Here is a 13,060-nt window from a genome sequence, read left to right on the forward strand (position 1 = left end):
GGAGGGGGGGGAGGCGAAGGGGGGGTGCCGTCGAGCAGGGCCAGAGCCGCTTCGGCGTCGGGGCGCCTGGTGTGGTCCTTCTCCAGCAGCGCCAGGACCAGGGCGGTCAGGTGTCCGGCCCGGCGCGGGGCTTCGGGGGTGTGCAGCACCACCGCGGACATGGCCGCCGTCACGCTGTCCCGGGCGAACGGGGAGATCCCTTCGGTCGCCTGGTACAGGGTCACGCCGAGCGCGAACAGGTCACTGGCGGGTACGTCCTTGCCGTCCAAGCGCTCGGGCGCCATATAGGGCAACGATCCGATCAGCACGCCGAAGGTGGTCTGGGCGGTGTCGGTGTGGTGCTTGGCGATGCCGAAGTCGGTCAGCATCACCGTCCCGTCCTCGGCGATCATGATGTTGGCCGGCTTCACGTCCCGGTGCACGATCCCGGCCCGGTGGGCCGCGGCAAGCGCGGACAGCACGGCCACGGCTATCGGTGCCACCTCGTTTACGTCCAGCCGCCCGCGCGCCACGAGTTCCTGGTGCAGTGAACGGCCGTTGACCAGGCGCATCACCAACCACGGTGTGCCGTCCTCGGTGACGACGTCGTGGATGGTCACGATGTTGGGGTGGTCGCGCAACCGGGCGGAGTTGCGGGCCTCGTGCTCGGCACGGGCCACGGCCTTGGCACGTTCGGTCTCGGAGGCCGTCGGGTCGAGCCTCACCTGCTTCACCGCGACCCCGACCCCGAGCACGGTGTCGACCGCCCGCCAGACGGTCCCGAACCCACCGGAACTCAACTCCCGTTCCAGCCGGTACCGCCCACCGATCATTCGCGCCGACGCCCCGTCCTCCAACACATCTCCCCCAGACGGCACTTGGACCGATCCCTCCATTGGGAACAGACTACTGACCGACCAGGGAAAGACGCCGGTACCACTGTCCCAACAGCGTTCCAGAATCCACCCCGTGGCACCTTCCGCCCGTCTCGGAGCGGGCACGACCCACTCCCCCGAGGGGAGAGTCAACCACCAGGACCGGTCAGTGGACAGGCCATCGGTTCGACGCTCGCACGGCGCCCCCTGCCACTGGCCAGGGGCGGGGGGCGCCGTGCAGCCGGTGGGCGTGGCGGTCGGACAAGGCGCCGCCGGGATGGGGTGTGGACGTCCGGATCGCAGTGCTGCTCGAGTCGGCCCCGGGAAAGGGCCGGGAGGTACCTGACGGGGGTGGCGCGGGTCAGTCCGGGTCGGTGGCGAGCAGCTGGACCGCGAGTGCGAAGTCGGGAGCCGCGGCCAGGAGGAGGTGGGCCGCTGTGCTGGGATCGGCCGTGGTGCGGGCCTGCGCGAGGGTCAGCAGTCCCGCGAGCTCCGCGGCGTGGGCGGCCTGGTCGAGGATCTCGTCGGGGCCGAGTTCGCCGCCGGCAGTCAGGTCCCGCACGCGAGCGATCGCCGCGGCCGGGTCGCTGCGCCACAGCGCGGCCACTTCGTCGCCCGAGGAGACCAGGTCGATTTCGGCGGTCTGCTCCACCGTCAGCAGCGGCACCACGGGCGGGTCGGCCGGCTGGTCGGCCGGCGCCGTGAACTCCTCGGCGCGGGCCACCGCCAGCCGCGCGGCATGCGTCCGGGCGGCGTTCGCCTCCTCCTGCCGGACAGCGTCGGGCCAGCGGCGGGCGTCCTCCGCACGGGCCCGATCCAGCGCCAGCGCGGCACCCGAGCTCATCTGCCGGCACGGCAGCAGGGTGACCTCCACGCTGTCCCGCTCGGGGGGAGCGGCAGCAAGCGGGCCGAAGACCGCGCCCGCCGCCCGCGCGCAGTCCTCGATCAGCAGCACCAACTCGGCGATCTGACGGGCGTGGCGGCACTGGCGGGCCGGCCGGGCGGGGCGATCCGATCTCGTCGTGGTCATTTCTGCACTGTGCCGGGCCGCACCCCGCTCAGCGGCGTGTTCCGCACTTCCAACCCCCGGCCGACGGCCAGTCTGGTAACTGCCTAGTGCTGTGACCGGAAACGTTCACCGGTCCGGTGGGTTGGCGTCGGAGTGCCTGGCACCGGTTGGATGGTTCGAACATCCAACCGATGTTCGGAGGTTCGGTGGCAGAACTGGTCAGGGTCCGCGGGCTGTCCGAGGATGAGGGCCGCGGACTGCAACGCATCGTGCGTCGTGGGACGACCAGCGCGGTGCGCTTCCGGCGGGCGATGATCGTGCTGGCGTCGGCCGACGGGAACACGGTCCCGGTGATCGCGCGGCTGATCCAGGCAGACGAGGACACCGTTCGCGACGTCATCCACCGCTTCAACGAGACGGGCATGGCCAGCCTGGACCCTCGATGGGCGGGAGGTCGTCCCCGCCATCCCGGTACTGACGACGAGGACTTCGTCGCGCAGACGGCCACCACCCGTCCGACCGCGCTCGGCCAGCCCTTCACCCGCTGGTCGATCCGCAAACTGGCCGCCTACCTCCGCCGCGTCCACGGCCGCGTCATACGGCTCGGCCGCGAGGCCCTGCGCACCCTGCTGGCCCGCCGCGGGATCACCTTCCAACGCACCAAGACCTGGAGGGACTCCAACGACCCCGACTTCGATGCCAAGCTCGCCCGCATCGAGCACGCCCTCGAACGCTTCCCGGACCGGGTGTTCGCCTTCGACGAGTTCGGACCGCTCGGAATCCGCCCGACCGCCGGATCCGGCTGGATGCCGAAGGGCCGACCGAACCGCCTGCCGGCGACCTACCGCCGCACCCACGGGATCACCTACTTCCACGGCTGCTACTCCGTCGGCGACGACACCCTCTGGGGCGTCAACCACCGCCGCAAGGGCATCGACCACACCTGGGCCGCACTGCGTTCCATCCGCAAGGCCCGCCCGGACGGCGCCCCCGTCTACGTGATCCTGGACAACCTGTCCGCCCACAAGAACTGGCGCATCTGCCGGTGGGCCCACCGCAACCGGGTCGAATTGTGCTTCACTCCGACCTGCACGTCCTGGGCCAACCCCATCGAAGCGCACTTCGGCCCACTGCGGCAGTTCACCATTGCCAACTCCCACCACTCCAACCACACCGTCCAGACCCGCGCACTGCACGCCTACCTGCGCTGGCGCAACACCCACACCCGCGACCCAGACCTCCTCCAGGCCCAACGCCGAGAACGCGCCCGCGTCCGCAGCGAAAAGGGCATCCGCTACGGCGGACGCCCCCTCGCGCGAGCAGCCTGACCACCCACCGACCCGATGAGCGCCCCCGACCGCCGGCTGAACGCTGGACAGCGGGCACTGGAGACCGCATCCCGCAAGAGCAGAAGACCCCCTCCGACCACGGCACCAGCAGGCCACCGGGGCAGTGATCGTCACAGCGCACCTCTACGCTTCGGCGGGTGCAGCAGCTGAGGGAAGGAGTTGTCGATGACCGACTTATCACCAATCGCGGTGTTTCTGGGTGAGCCGACTCCATTGGGTGAGGAGGACACCTACGAGGACCTGGAGCAGAAGTGGGGGCTGCAGCTCCCCCAGGACTTCAAGGATCTCACCCTCGCCTACGGGGACGACTCGATCGCGGGCTACCTCACGATCTTCGGACCCAGGACCTTCTCTGACGGCCATCCGGAGAGCATGCGCAAGACCCTGGAGGCCAGCCCGTCCATTCCCCACCCGATCCTGCCCAGCAAGGGAGGGATGCTGCACTGGGGACACACTCCGTACTCCGACCAGCTGTTTCTCCTGCCCCGGCCGGACGGAAGATGGACGGTCTCCGTGTGGGTACGCATCCACGGCGAGTGGATCGACTACGAGTTGACCTGCGTCGAGTGGCTACGGGGTGCTCTGGCAGAAGAAGTCTCCACCGAGTGGCTACCGGCCTGGGAAGGCAGCTTCGACTGAGCTGCCCCACCAGCGGTCCTACCCGGCACGCGATCCGTTGTGCTGCCCACCCTCCTGGTCGGTCAGCATTCGGATTTCGGCTGACCCGGCCGCCCAGCTCACAACTGTGAACGTTTCCGGTCACAGCACTAGCCGATGCCGGTGACCGTGAGGGAGGTGGTCCAGTTGGACTTGATGGCGGCGACGTAGTGGGTGGGGGCCTGGGCCCAGGTGGTGTCGGCGGCGAGGGTGGCGGGCAGGCGCCGTGGCTAGGGTTCTCCGAGGAGCTCGTCGAGGACGGCCGTGATCTGATGGGGGCTCACTGCGGCCGGGATGGGGACGATGTCTTCATTGGACTCCACCATCGCCACGGCGGGCGTACCGGGGGGAAGGAGGCCGGGGAACCAGGCGATCGTGTCGGCCCAGAACTCGGGGGTGCCGTCGCGGAGGATCAGGTGCCGGTGGTCGAAGTAGCTGCCGTGCCGCGGCTCGCCGTCGATGGTGATCTCGAAATCGATGTAGTCGGCGCGGCTGACGGGCGCGTACTTGTGCCAGGTCTGGACGTCTGGGAAGCGCGTAGCGAGGTGGTGTTGGACGTCGTGCCGGCCGAGCGGCCACGACATGCCTTCGGGGGCGGCGATGAAGATGGCGTCCTGCATGGGTGTGCCTCCGTCAGGGGACGACGCGAACGTTGCTCTTCACGTGGTTCGCGGCGAGCAGGAACTGCCAGTATCCGACGGTTGCCGGGTCGGGGGTGTCCGCTTCGAGGTACTGGGCGTGGTTGGCGGGGTCGTCGATGGCGGCCTGGTACCGGCTGAGTTCGGACTCGTCCTTGGCCAGCAGGAGGTTGGTGTTGAACTTGCCTTCTTGGAGGCCTTGGAGGGAGCGGGGGCTGCAGCCTTGCTTGCGGACGTTCTTGGCGTCGATGATCGCGCCGTCCGAGGGGCGGAATCCGTCCGCCCACACGGTTTCGCCGTTGGCGCCGGACATCAGGAGCTCGGGGGTGCCGACGACGCGGACCTGATAGGCGCGGTCGTCGGCGGTGCCGTAGTTGGGCTGCCGCTGTGGCAGGCCCGCGGCCCAGGTCGAGGCGCCGAACTGCTCGGCAGGGGTGTACATCCGGTACGGGTGCGGCACGGGGGCGGAAACAGGGCCGACGCCGGGTACCGCGAGGGGATTGACCGGCCCCGGCGGCGTGGTAGCGCTGGCGGAGTCGATCCCGGTTGCGGCCGTCACGGCTGCGGCGGCGCCGAGGGTCAGGGACAGGCGCGCGGCCAGGGAGGCCACGACCGCTTCGGCTTCGGCGACAGCCGCCGCGGCGGTCGGCTCGGCTTCAGCGGCCGCCAGTGCCTCGGCTGCGGCGGCGTCGGCGACGAGCGCGGCATCCGCCGCTCCCGCCACGACGTCCGAACCCCCGAAGGTGAAGAACGTGAGGATGACACCGGCCGTGGTGATGATCCCGGCTGCCGTTCCGAGGCCGATGAGGGTGTTGCGGCAGGTGTCGATGGCGTCCGCGTACTGGGTGCACAGGGCGTGCATCTGTCGGCAGGACGCGGACAGGTTCTCCATCAGCGGCAGCGACGGCGACGTGTCGTTGCCGCCGTGCGGCCGGGCGGTGTAGACGGTCGCCGCATACTGCTGGAAGGCGTCGAACGCCTTGCCCTGGCAGTACTCGACGACGTTCGCCGCATGGATGCCGGCATTGGCCTGCGCGTCGTCGAGCAGGGACGCGCACTTCGCCCGGACCTCGCCCGCCTGCCGGAGCCGGTCCGGATCGCCCTGGGGCCAGAACTTCCCGATGACCGGGATCTCGTGGACCTCCTTGACCCGGTCACCATGGGCAGGTTGTTGTGCGCCTCGCTGGGCTCGCACTGCTGCGCGCTCTGCGCCGTGCCGGAGGAGGTGTTGATCTGGCCGGTCACGGCCGCGGCGATCGAGTCCTCGACGGCCAGGTAGTTGGCCGCCATCGTCAGCAGTCGGCCGGAGATCGTGGCCATCCCCTGCCCGGCGGTGCCGATCGCCTTGACGATCGCTTTGGCGGCCGGCTCGTACTTGGCCGCGAAGGAGTGCGCGACGCTGTCGTCCCCGCCATCCCGGAAGACGACGCCAGGTCTCCGGCGAGGCCCGTGGCGATGGCGAAGACGAAGTCCTTGGTGTCCAGGAACTGAACCGACGCCCGGAACACCACACTGGAATCGACGATGAAACCGTCCGCCGGCGGAGCTTGCACAGTCCCCCCTCCCGCTTCTGCGCTACGCGCCAGCCTACGGCAGGCGCAGACACAGCAACACGCTTCGTGACGGCCAGCACCCGGACGGTCGCTGCCCCGGAGCAGCCGTCCCCGCGCGGTCGCGGGCCGGGCGAGCTGCTCGGCCGGCGGGGCCGGGCACGACGTCTGACCGTTTGTCCGGAGAAGTCGATGAGCGACCGAGCTGATCATCAGCACGCCGTGTTGGAGGCCGGGACCGATGCACCCGTCCCGGTCCCAGCCTCCGCCGTCACTTCCCGAATGTCCGCCGCGCCAGATCACGCAGCCCGGCAAAGGCCGATCTGACCTGGGTTGGAGTGGGCTCTACCGCGAAGTAGTAGAGCGTGATGTCCTCCGGGGCGTGCACCCGCAGGGTATCGCTGGATCCGCCCCCTACCCTGTCCAGCTGCAGGTGGTCGTGGTCACCGAGCGGGTACCACCTGCTGATGACGAACGGGCCGTCACCGTTCATGCCCCAGACGTGATCTCCGAAGTGAACAACGCGATTGTCCTTCGTACGAAACCCCGATGTCATGTTTCATGAATACCCCTGTGCCAGGCCCACCGACACAGGATCCCGCTCACCGGATGGTCACACTTTGGCGTGCGTCAGCCGGTGAAGGCGGCCAGCGGGTCGACGGGGCCCACGCAGGCGGGAGACGCCGAGAACGGTGCCGATGCAGGCCCAGGAGACACCGGGGTCGGGCGGTGTCGATGAGGCGATCTCGACGACGTCGACGGCGCGTCAGTCGGCCGCGAAAAATGAGCGCGACCAGGACCTGGTCACGGCCGGGGGCGGGTCGGTAGTCCAAGCTCTCTCCGGGGGCACCGGCCGGGCGCCCTGCTGCAGGCGTGCCGGTCGTCGCCGGTGGCGTAGTGAGCGGTGAGCGTCTCCAGCACGGTCAGCGCAACCGCTTCCGCGCTGAGTGCGGGCCGGTTCGCGGCTCTGGCCGAGCACGGGGTGGAGCGGGCGTGAGCGGCGGTGGGTGGCCACCGGTTTGATGACCACCCGTCTGCTCGCCGTACGGGTGGTGCCCGCCGAGGACTTCATGGGTCGAGTTGGTGAGGGCTCAGCGGGGGGTGGGGCCGGCCAGGACGACCAGCATCGGCAGGAGGGCGCTGAGGGCGACGGCGGTGGTGCGGGCGGGTGCGGCGGCCAGGTGGAGCAGGAGCGGGTCGGTCATGGTGCTGTCCCCTCGGGTCGATGTGGAGATGGGCCGTCCTGGCCCTGGAATCGACCTTGGTGTCTAGGCTCGGTGTTCCCTCCTGGGAGCAGAGGTTTTCCGGGTGGGGAAGTTTCCGGGGTCCGAGGGACGGGGTGGGGATGGTCGACGGCGGTGTGGGCGGCAACGGTCTGGTTCCGAGCGGGAAGGCCGGCTCCCCCGAGGCGGCGCGGGTGCTGGGGGAGCAGTTACGGCGGCTGCGGCAGAACGCGGGGTTGTCCCAGCGGGAGATGGAGGCGTTGCACGGGCGCAGCATCTCCTCGATCTCGCGCTACGAGAACGGGGACCGGTTGCCGTTGATCAGGTATGTGGAGGGGCTGTTGGAGGAGGCGGACCGGCGGGGGACTGCGCCGTTGACCGCTGAGGTGCGGCAGTTGGTGTGGAGTCTGTACGAGTGGGCGCTGGGTCCGGAGGACGGGCGCAACGGGGAGCGGGCCTCGCTGTACTGGCGGGAGCGGGAGTTGCGCGAGGTCCAGGAGCAGGAGGCCCGGGTCGTGCGGCAGCTCGCCGAGCTGGGCCGGCAGGAGGGGGGCGGGTCGTCGAAGAGCAGGTCGTCGAAGGGCGGGCGGCGGGCTGAGGAGATCGGGCGGCGTCACGCGGCGCTGGTCCGGCGGCGGCGCGGGATCCTGGCCGAGATCGACCGCCTCGGCGCCCTGGTCGTGGAGGAGGAGAACGCGTTGCCCGTGCCGGCCGGGCCGCGGCGTGCCGGTTCGCCGGCCGCCGGGAGGGAGGTTGTTCCCCCTGGTGAGGGGCCTGTTTCCGGGGTGGGACAGCGCGTGGTGCCGCTGCGCTGGGTGCTCTCGGTCGGCGGCCTGGTCCTGGTCCTGCTGGTCGCGCTGGTAGTGGCTCTCCTACCGGAACAGCGGCCCATCGAGACGCAGCCCGCCGGCACAACGGCCTCTCCGTTGGTGTCCCACTCCCCCACTCCCGCTCCCTCCCCGTCGCCTTCTCCGTCGCCATCTCCTTCTCCTTCTCCGTCGCCCACGCCTTCCGAGGCCGCGTCGACCACCCCGCCGCCGGTTGTGCGAGTGCGCTGGAAGGGGACGCTGGTCTTCGAGAACGGGGACTACGGCCCATTGGTCAGGTCGTGGGCGCTGGATCCGGTCCCCCCGAGGACGACACTCACCGGGGACATCCAGATGGCGTGCATGCTCGCCTGCCAAGCGGAGCAGTTCATGGGCAACGCGATCGTGGTCTGGGAAGGCACCGGGGTGCCCACGCCCCAGCAGTGCGCCGACCTGCTCAACACCAACCCGGGCCAGGCCAACACCCACGTGCCCTTCGGGTCCACCGCCTGCTTCGCCACCGCCGACCGGCGCCTGGGCTACTTCCGGCCCGTCAGCATGATCCGCGGCGAGGAGAAAGTGGAGACCACCGTCTGGGAGAAGTCCTGACCCGACCCGGCGCCCGGGACCGGGCGCCAGCGCTGCAGGACGTCCTGGTGCCCGCGAGCGAGTCCGCCCTCGCCCGCAGGCCGACCTGTTCACCCCGGGCACGGCGGTACCGGCCCGGTCCACCGCCAGGGAAGAACACGCGAAGCCGCGACGCCAGCACCGGAAGGGCCTGGAGCAGGTGGTGGTCGGGGACAGCGACGGCGTTGGCGAGGTGCGGACGGTGGTGGTCGCGCTGGGCGCCTTCCTCGACGAAGCGAAGAGCCCGCAGGCCCAACTTGGGGCCGGGCCAGCTCGCGGCCCTCGCCGAGCACGGCGTGCAGTGGGCGCGAGCAGCAGCGGGACCGAGGGGCCTGGGCGCCGGGCTACGAGGCGCAGGCTGAAGCAGAGCGGAGGGGCCGTCAGTGCCTGAGCTCTTTCCACCCGACCACCGATCGGAGAGCAGGGCGGTCGCGCGGGGGTTCGCCTGCCGGCGAGATTCCGCAGACTGACCACTCGTCAACGGCAGTTGGCTCGCCGCTCGTCCGAGTCGCCATTGAAAGGGCTCAGTGACACCGTGCCAGGTGCCCTCAGGGTGTACCGGGCGCTGGCTCCGCAAGTACCGGCCGGATCATGGAGTCGATGACCTCGGGGGTCCGGCCGCCGAAGACGCGGGCGGCCGTCCGGCCGTCGCGGTCGATCACCAGGGTGGTGGGGATGGCCTGCGGGTTGAGGTTGCCCTTGGGGAACCTGAGGATCTGGCTGCCGTCCGGGTCGTAGATGCTGGGGAAGGTGACGCCCTTGTTCTTCTCGAAGGCGATGGCGTTGGCCGGGTCGTTGTCCCTGGTGTTGATGCCGAGGAACTGCACGCCCTGGTCCTGGTACTTGGCCCAGAGCTCCTGCAGGCCGGGGGCCTCGGTCCGGCAGGCGTTGCACCAGGAGCCCCAGAGGTTCAGGACGACCACCTTGCCCCGGTAGTCGGACAGCTTGACCGGGGTGCCCTCCAATGTGGCACCCGAAATGTCCGGCGCCTCCTCCCGGTGGCCCGGGGCCGCGACGGCTATCCCGCCTTTGGCGGTCACGAGACCGGTGCCGTTGCTGCTCGACGAGCCGGATGACGAACAGCCGGCCAGGGTCAGCATCAGGATGGCGGCGGCTGCTGCGGACGGGACGCGAAAACGCTTTGTGCCAGACATGGAAAGAGTATGAACGAACCTGATACTGCATCAGTAAGCGGCCGGTGGTGTCAGAACGCTGGCGAGACGGCCGGTGTCGCGCAGCTACTGGCCTACGGGTCCAACGGGTAGGCGAGTGCGGCGAAGACGGCCCCGGCGCCGGCTCGAGGCCGGGCAGTGGCCGCGGAGCACTTCGGTTCGCCCGCTGCCCCGGTGCGGGCCTCCATCGGCGGGTACCCGATCGGGACCTGGCTGGCGGGGCTGCGCGCCCAGGCCGAGGTCCCCGAGGGCGAGAAGGGGGCGCTGGAGCCCGCACGGCGGGCCGCGCTGGAGGCCATCGCCCCGGGGTGGGCGCCGACGTGGCCGATCGCCTGGCAGCGCACCTACGCGGCCGCCAGGGCATGGTGGCTGGAGTCGAACGGCCGAGTCGACTGGGCGCAGCTGCTGGCCCAGACGGTGCTCGAGGGCGAGCAGTTGGGTCGGCGGGTCGCGGCGCAGCGGGCCGGCTTCGACGGTCTGGTCGAGGAGCGGCAGGAGGTGCTGGCCGTGCTCGGGGTCGAGCGGGATCCGGTGTTGGCGGCGCAGGCGGCGGCGAGGACCTGGCGGGCGGCGAAGGCGTGGCCGCAGGTGTCGCAGGCCGACCGATTCCGCCCGGGGCGTCTCCGCGCTGGCCCGGTTCGCCGCCCGGGAAGGGCACGCGAGGCCGCGATGTGAGCACCGGGAGGAGCTGGAGCAGACGGTGGCCGGGGACGGCGACGGCGTGGGGTCGGCGAGGCCCTGCTCGATGCTCTCCTCGAGCAGGGCCTCGCCGGCCTCCGGCGACAGCACGACGCCGCTGCCGGGGGGGTCGGTGCCGCCGTTCGGGCCGGGGCCGGAGTCCATGGCGGGGCGCTACCCGCGGCCGCTGTCACCCGGGGCCGGGCGGTCGGCCGGACGCGTGCAGGGCCGCAGGTGCAGGGTGGCCCCGGGCCCGGCGCGACATTCGATGACGTTCATTGTCCATGGGACGCCATGGACGTCGGTGTCGCTGTTGGTGGCCGCGACCACGACCCGGGTGGGGCCTTCGGCGATCAACTCGTCGATGCCGATGGTCGTGGTGTCCAGCCCGGTCAGCCGGTGTATCCGGTGGCGGCCGGTCCGATGGCGGCCCCCCGGTGGACGCCGCTGTCGGGGTGGCCCCAGTTGAGTTCGACCTCCTGTTCGTCGGCCGGTTCTCCGGCGGTGGCGAAGTTCGGGCCGCCGGGTACTCGCAGGACGGCTTCGTAGAGGCGGCGGACCACATCCTTGTTCTGTTCGGCGGTGGACGTCTCCGTCGGTGCCAACTGGGAGGCCGCCGAGAGCTGACTTGCCGTCACATGGATTGCGGGGAGAAGGAATTGCTGCCCGTCCGCCACCTTCCGGCCGCTCGCCTCCGGCTCTACCGTGGCGGTATGGCTGATCGTGCGCCGCTTCGCCCCGGACCCGACTCCACCACCGACCTCGTCCTCCACGAAGGCGGCGGCTCCTACGCGTGGGTGGCGCCGCTCATCCTGACCGGGGCCGCGCAGTCGCTGATGGTGCCGGTGATGCTCGGCGTCATCACCGTGACGGTCGCCATCGTCGCGCTGGTGATCGGCACCGACGGCGCGACCGTCGCACAGATCGTCCTCGCGATCGTCGCCGTCGAGGTCGCGCTGGCAGCACCGCTGTTCGTGTGGATGGAACTCACCACGGTCCGCCGGCTGCGATTCGCCCCGGCCCAGGCCCCCACCCGGTTCCGGACGGTCCACGCCGCCCGCCCCGGCCCCTGGCAGCCGATCACCCAGCTGTGCGGAGTCCGGCTGGAGCACCAAGTCGCCGCGCCCTACCCGGGGGACCAGCAGCCGGCAACCGATCAACTCACCGTCCGATTCGACCTCGCCGGCGACGAACTGAAGTGGACCCCACCCGCCCTCACCTCACCTCAACGGCTGCACAAGGACCTCACCGCGCTGCTCGGCCCCGCCGGGGTGCGGGTCGAGCTGGTCACCGAACGCACCGTCCGGTCCCGCCCGGGAGGCGGGAGCGGCTGGAGCGGCAGCGGCTCGGCCTCCGCCAACTCCGGCGGCTGCTGACCTCCCCGCCGCGGCCGCGCCGGGGTTCGTCGAGAACGGCCCTACCTGCGGGCGCCGGTGCGCCGGACGATGGTTGACGCCCGGGGTCGGCCGGCAGCCAGACCGCTGGGCATCCGGTCCGGCCGGGCGCGGGTGTTCAGGGTGCCTGCTTCGGTCGTACGGGCCGGCGGGTGGCGGGGGTCCTCATGACCCGGTCGCCGGTTTTGAGCTTCTCGTACGAAACGCCGTCCACGCAGACGGTGAGCTCGCCTCCGTCGTCGGTGCGGATCCGCAACCAGAAGCTTTCGGTCGGGCCGGTGGTGCTGTATCCGGTCCTGGTCCACCGGTCGATGATCTCCCCGGCGTAGGAGTTGTTTGCCGACCTTCTTCGCCGGTCGGCAAACGCCACCAGGGCCAGGATGAGCGGGCCGGCGATGAGGACCAGGAGAATGAGGTACGACATGTGTGCCCCTCGCATCGGCGACAGCGCAGCCTGCTCGCGGCAGCGTACTGCTCGCACGGACATCGACCCAGAACGCTTGCGCAGAAAGACAATTGGGGCCGGTATTGACCCGAAACGGTAAGGACCCGGGCTCGTTGATCCGGGCGTGACGGATCTGGTGGGGGGCGCCGCGGCGGCTGTCGCCGAGGGCTCGGGAGGCTCTGCGGATGCGGGCGGTTGCGGCACTTCGGACGGGCCGGGACCGGCGCGAGGTGGCCGAACTGCTCGGCGTCACTGTGGAGTCGGCGACCGGCTGGTGGGCCGTCCGGCAGGCCGGCGGCCGGGAAGCGCTGGTGTCCAAGAGCCGCGGTCGGCGGGTGGGCGAGCACCAGGTGCTCGATCCGGATCGGCAGCAGGGCGTCCGGCAGGCCCTGATCGACCACCGCCCCGAAGACCTGGGCCTGGGCGGGCAGTTGTGGACCCGCGCGATCGTCGGCGACCTCATCGCCCTGCTGTACCGGGTGCGACTGACCGAGCAAGGCGTGGGCAAGTACCCCAAGCGCTGGGGCCTGCCGTTCCAGCGCCCGGACAAGCGCGCGATCGAGCAGAACCCTGAAGCCGTCCGCGCCCGGCGCGAAGAAGAGGTGGACCACGATCCGCGCGAAGGCCCGGGAAGAAGGCGCCGAAGTGCTGTTCGCCG

Annotated in this window: 12 protein-coding genes and 1 pseudogene; 6 read left to right on the plus strand and 7 right to left on the minus strand. The window is 70.8% G+C overall.

The genetic code is table 11. The features are described 5' to 3' along the window. Together IH44_RS0128315 and IH44_RS0128320 are read right to left on the minus strand one after the other, a co-directional pair. The coding region (locus IH44_RS0128315) for a serine/threonine-protein kinase (RefSeq protein WP_030462590.1) at nucleotides 1-812 on the minus strand (812 nt) is incomplete at its 3' end. Nucleotides 813-1,215: 403 nt separating this feature from the next. Beyond that, the gene (locus IH44_RS0128320) at nucleotides 1,216-1,884 is read right to left on the minus strand and encodes a hypothetical protein (protein WP_035956655.1); all 669 of its coding nucleotides are present in this window, start codon (nucleotides 1,882-1,884) and stop codon (nucleotides 1,216-1,218) included. A gap of 185 nt (nucleotides 1,885-2,069) precedes the next feature. Between IH44_RS0128320 and IH44_RS0128325 the strand changes: the two genes are divergently transcribed. Together IH44_RS0128325 and IH44_RS0128330 are read left to right on the plus strand one after the other, a co-directional pair. Continuing rightward, on the plus strand, nucleotides 2,070-3,191 hold the full coding sequence (locus tag IH44_RS0128325; protein WP_369795006.1) for an IS630 family transposase: 1,122 nt from the start codon (nucleotides 2,070-2,072) through the stop codon (nucleotides 3,189-3,191). 186 nt (nucleotides 3,192-3,377) lie between these two features. After that, entirely contained in the window at nucleotides 3,378-3,851 is a 474-nt protein-coding gene (locus IH44_RS0128330; RefSeq protein WP_030462593.1) for an SMI1/KNR4 family protein, read from the plus strand. Nucleotides 3,852-4,099: 248 nt separating this feature from the next. Here IH44_RS0128330 and IH44_RS0128335 read toward each other — a convergent pair whose 3' ends face one another. Together IH44_RS0128335 and IH44_RS45670 are read right to left on the minus strand one after the other, a co-directional pair. After that, nucleotides 4,100-4,489, minus strand: a complete 390-nt coding sequence (locus IH44_RS0128335; RefSeq protein ID WP_030462594.1) for a hypothetical protein — start codon at nucleotides 4,487-4,489, stop codon at nucleotides 4,100-4,102. A gap of 13 nt (nucleotides 4,490-4,502) precedes the next feature. Next, nucleotides 4,503-5,702 carry a restriction endonuclease fold toxin-2 domain-containing protein gene (locus IH44_RS45670; RefSeq protein ID WP_030462595.1) on the minus strand — a complete coding sequence of 400 codons (1,200 nt, stop codon included), beginning with the start codon at nucleotides 5,700-5,702 and terminating at the stop codon, nucleotides 4,503-4,505. A 1,700-nt stretch (nucleotides 5,703-7,402) separates the two neighbouring features. Between IH44_RS45670 and IH44_RS0128355 the strand changes: the two genes are divergently transcribed. After that, nucleotides 7,403-8,695, plus strand: coding sequence for a helix-turn-helix domain-containing protein (locus IH44_RS0128355; RefSeq protein ID WP_198545059.1), 1,293 nt, complete (start codon nucleotides 7,403-7,405; stop codon nucleotides 8,693-8,695). 566 nt (nucleotides 8,696-9,261) lie between these two features. Here the strand turns inward: IH44_RS0128355 and IH44_RS0128360 are convergent. Next, entirely contained in the window at nucleotides 9,262-9,867 is a 606-nt protein-coding gene (locus IH44_RS0128360) for a TlpA disulfide reductase family protein (RefSeq protein WP_030462598.1), read from the minus strand. Between the two features lie 156 nt (nucleotides 9,868-10,023). On the opposite strand from IH44_RS0128360, the gene IH44_RS0128365 reads away from it, so the two are divergent. Beyond that, the gene (locus IH44_RS0128365) at nucleotides 10,024-10,560 is read left to right on the plus strand and encodes a hypothetical protein (RefSeq protein ID WP_030462599.1); all 537 of its coding nucleotides are present in this window, start codon (nucleotides 10,024-10,026) and stop codon (nucleotides 10,558-10,560) included. Nucleotides 10,561-10,955: 395 nt separating this feature from the next. Here IH44_RS0128365 and IH44_RS46740 read toward each other — a convergent pair whose 3' ends face one another. Further along, a complete protein-coding gene (locus IH44_RS46740; RefSeq protein ID WP_157852493.1) occupies nucleotides 10,956-11,201 on the minus strand; it encodes a hypothetical protein in 246 nt (81 codons plus the stop codon). Nucleotides 11,202-11,276: 75 nt separating this feature from the next. Here IH44_RS46740 and IH44_RS0128375 point away from each other — a divergent pair, with 75 nt between their 5' ends. Next, nucleotides 11,277-11,939 carry a hypothetical protein gene (locus IH44_RS0128375; RefSeq protein WP_030462600.1) on the plus strand — a complete coding sequence of 221 codons (663 nt, stop codon included), beginning with the start codon at nucleotides 11,277-11,279 and terminating at the stop codon, nucleotides 11,937-11,939. A gap of 136 nt (nucleotides 11,940-12,075) precedes the next feature. Here IH44_RS0128375 and IH44_RS0128380 read toward each other — a convergent pair whose 3' ends face one another. Further along, nucleotides 12,076-12,381, minus strand: coding sequence for a hypothetical protein (locus IH44_RS0128380; RefSeq protein ID WP_030462601.1), 306 nt, complete (start codon nucleotides 12,379-12,381; stop codon nucleotides 12,076-12,078). A gap of 206 nt (nucleotides 12,382-12,587) precedes the next feature. On the opposite strand from IH44_RS0128380, the pseudogene IH44_RS44670 reads away from it, so the two are divergent. Next, nucleotides 12,588-12,941, plus strand: a pseudogene (locus IH44_RS44670) (helix-turn-helix domain-containing protein); the annotation flags it as partial. Nucleotides 12,942-13,060: the final 119 nt, after the last annotated feature.

This window comes from Kitasatospora sp. NRRL B-11411 (genome assembly GCF_000721345.1).
GTDB classification, from domain to species: Bacteria; Actinomycetota; Actinomycetes; order Streptomycetales; family Streptomycetaceae; genus Kitasatospora; species Kitasatospora cineracea.

Bases quoted from the DNA above. Each gene is read 5' to 3' on its own strand.
- IH44_RS0128320 (WP_035956655.1), bottom strand. From the start codon at position 1,884: ATGACCACGACGAGATCGGATCGCCCCGCCCGGCCGGCCCGCCAGTGC.
- IH44_RS0128330 (WP_030462593.1), top strand. From the start codon at position 3,378: ATGACCGACTTATCACCAATCGCGGTGTTTCTGGGTGAGCCGACTCCA.
- IH44_RS0128335 (WP_030462594.1), bottom strand. From the start codon at position 4,489: ATGCAGGACGCCATCTTCATCGCCGCCCCCGAAGGCATGTCGTGGCCG.
- IH44_RS0128355 (WP_198545059.1), top strand. From the start codon at position 7,403: ATGGTCGACGGCGGTGTGGGCGGCAACGGTCTGGTTCCGAGCGGGAAG.
- IH44_RS0128360 (WP_030462598.1), bottom strand. From the start codon at position 9,867: ATGTCTGGCACAAAGCGTTTTCGCGTCCCGTCCGCAGCAGCCGCCGCC.
- IH44_RS0128375 (WP_030462600.1), top strand. From the start codon at position 11,277: ATGGCTGATCGTGCGCCGCTTCGCCCCGGACCCGACTCCACCACCGAC.
- IH44_RS0128380 (WP_030462601.1), bottom strand. From the start codon at position 12,381: ATGTCGTACCTCATTCTCCTGGTCCTCATCGCCGGCCCGCTCATCCTG.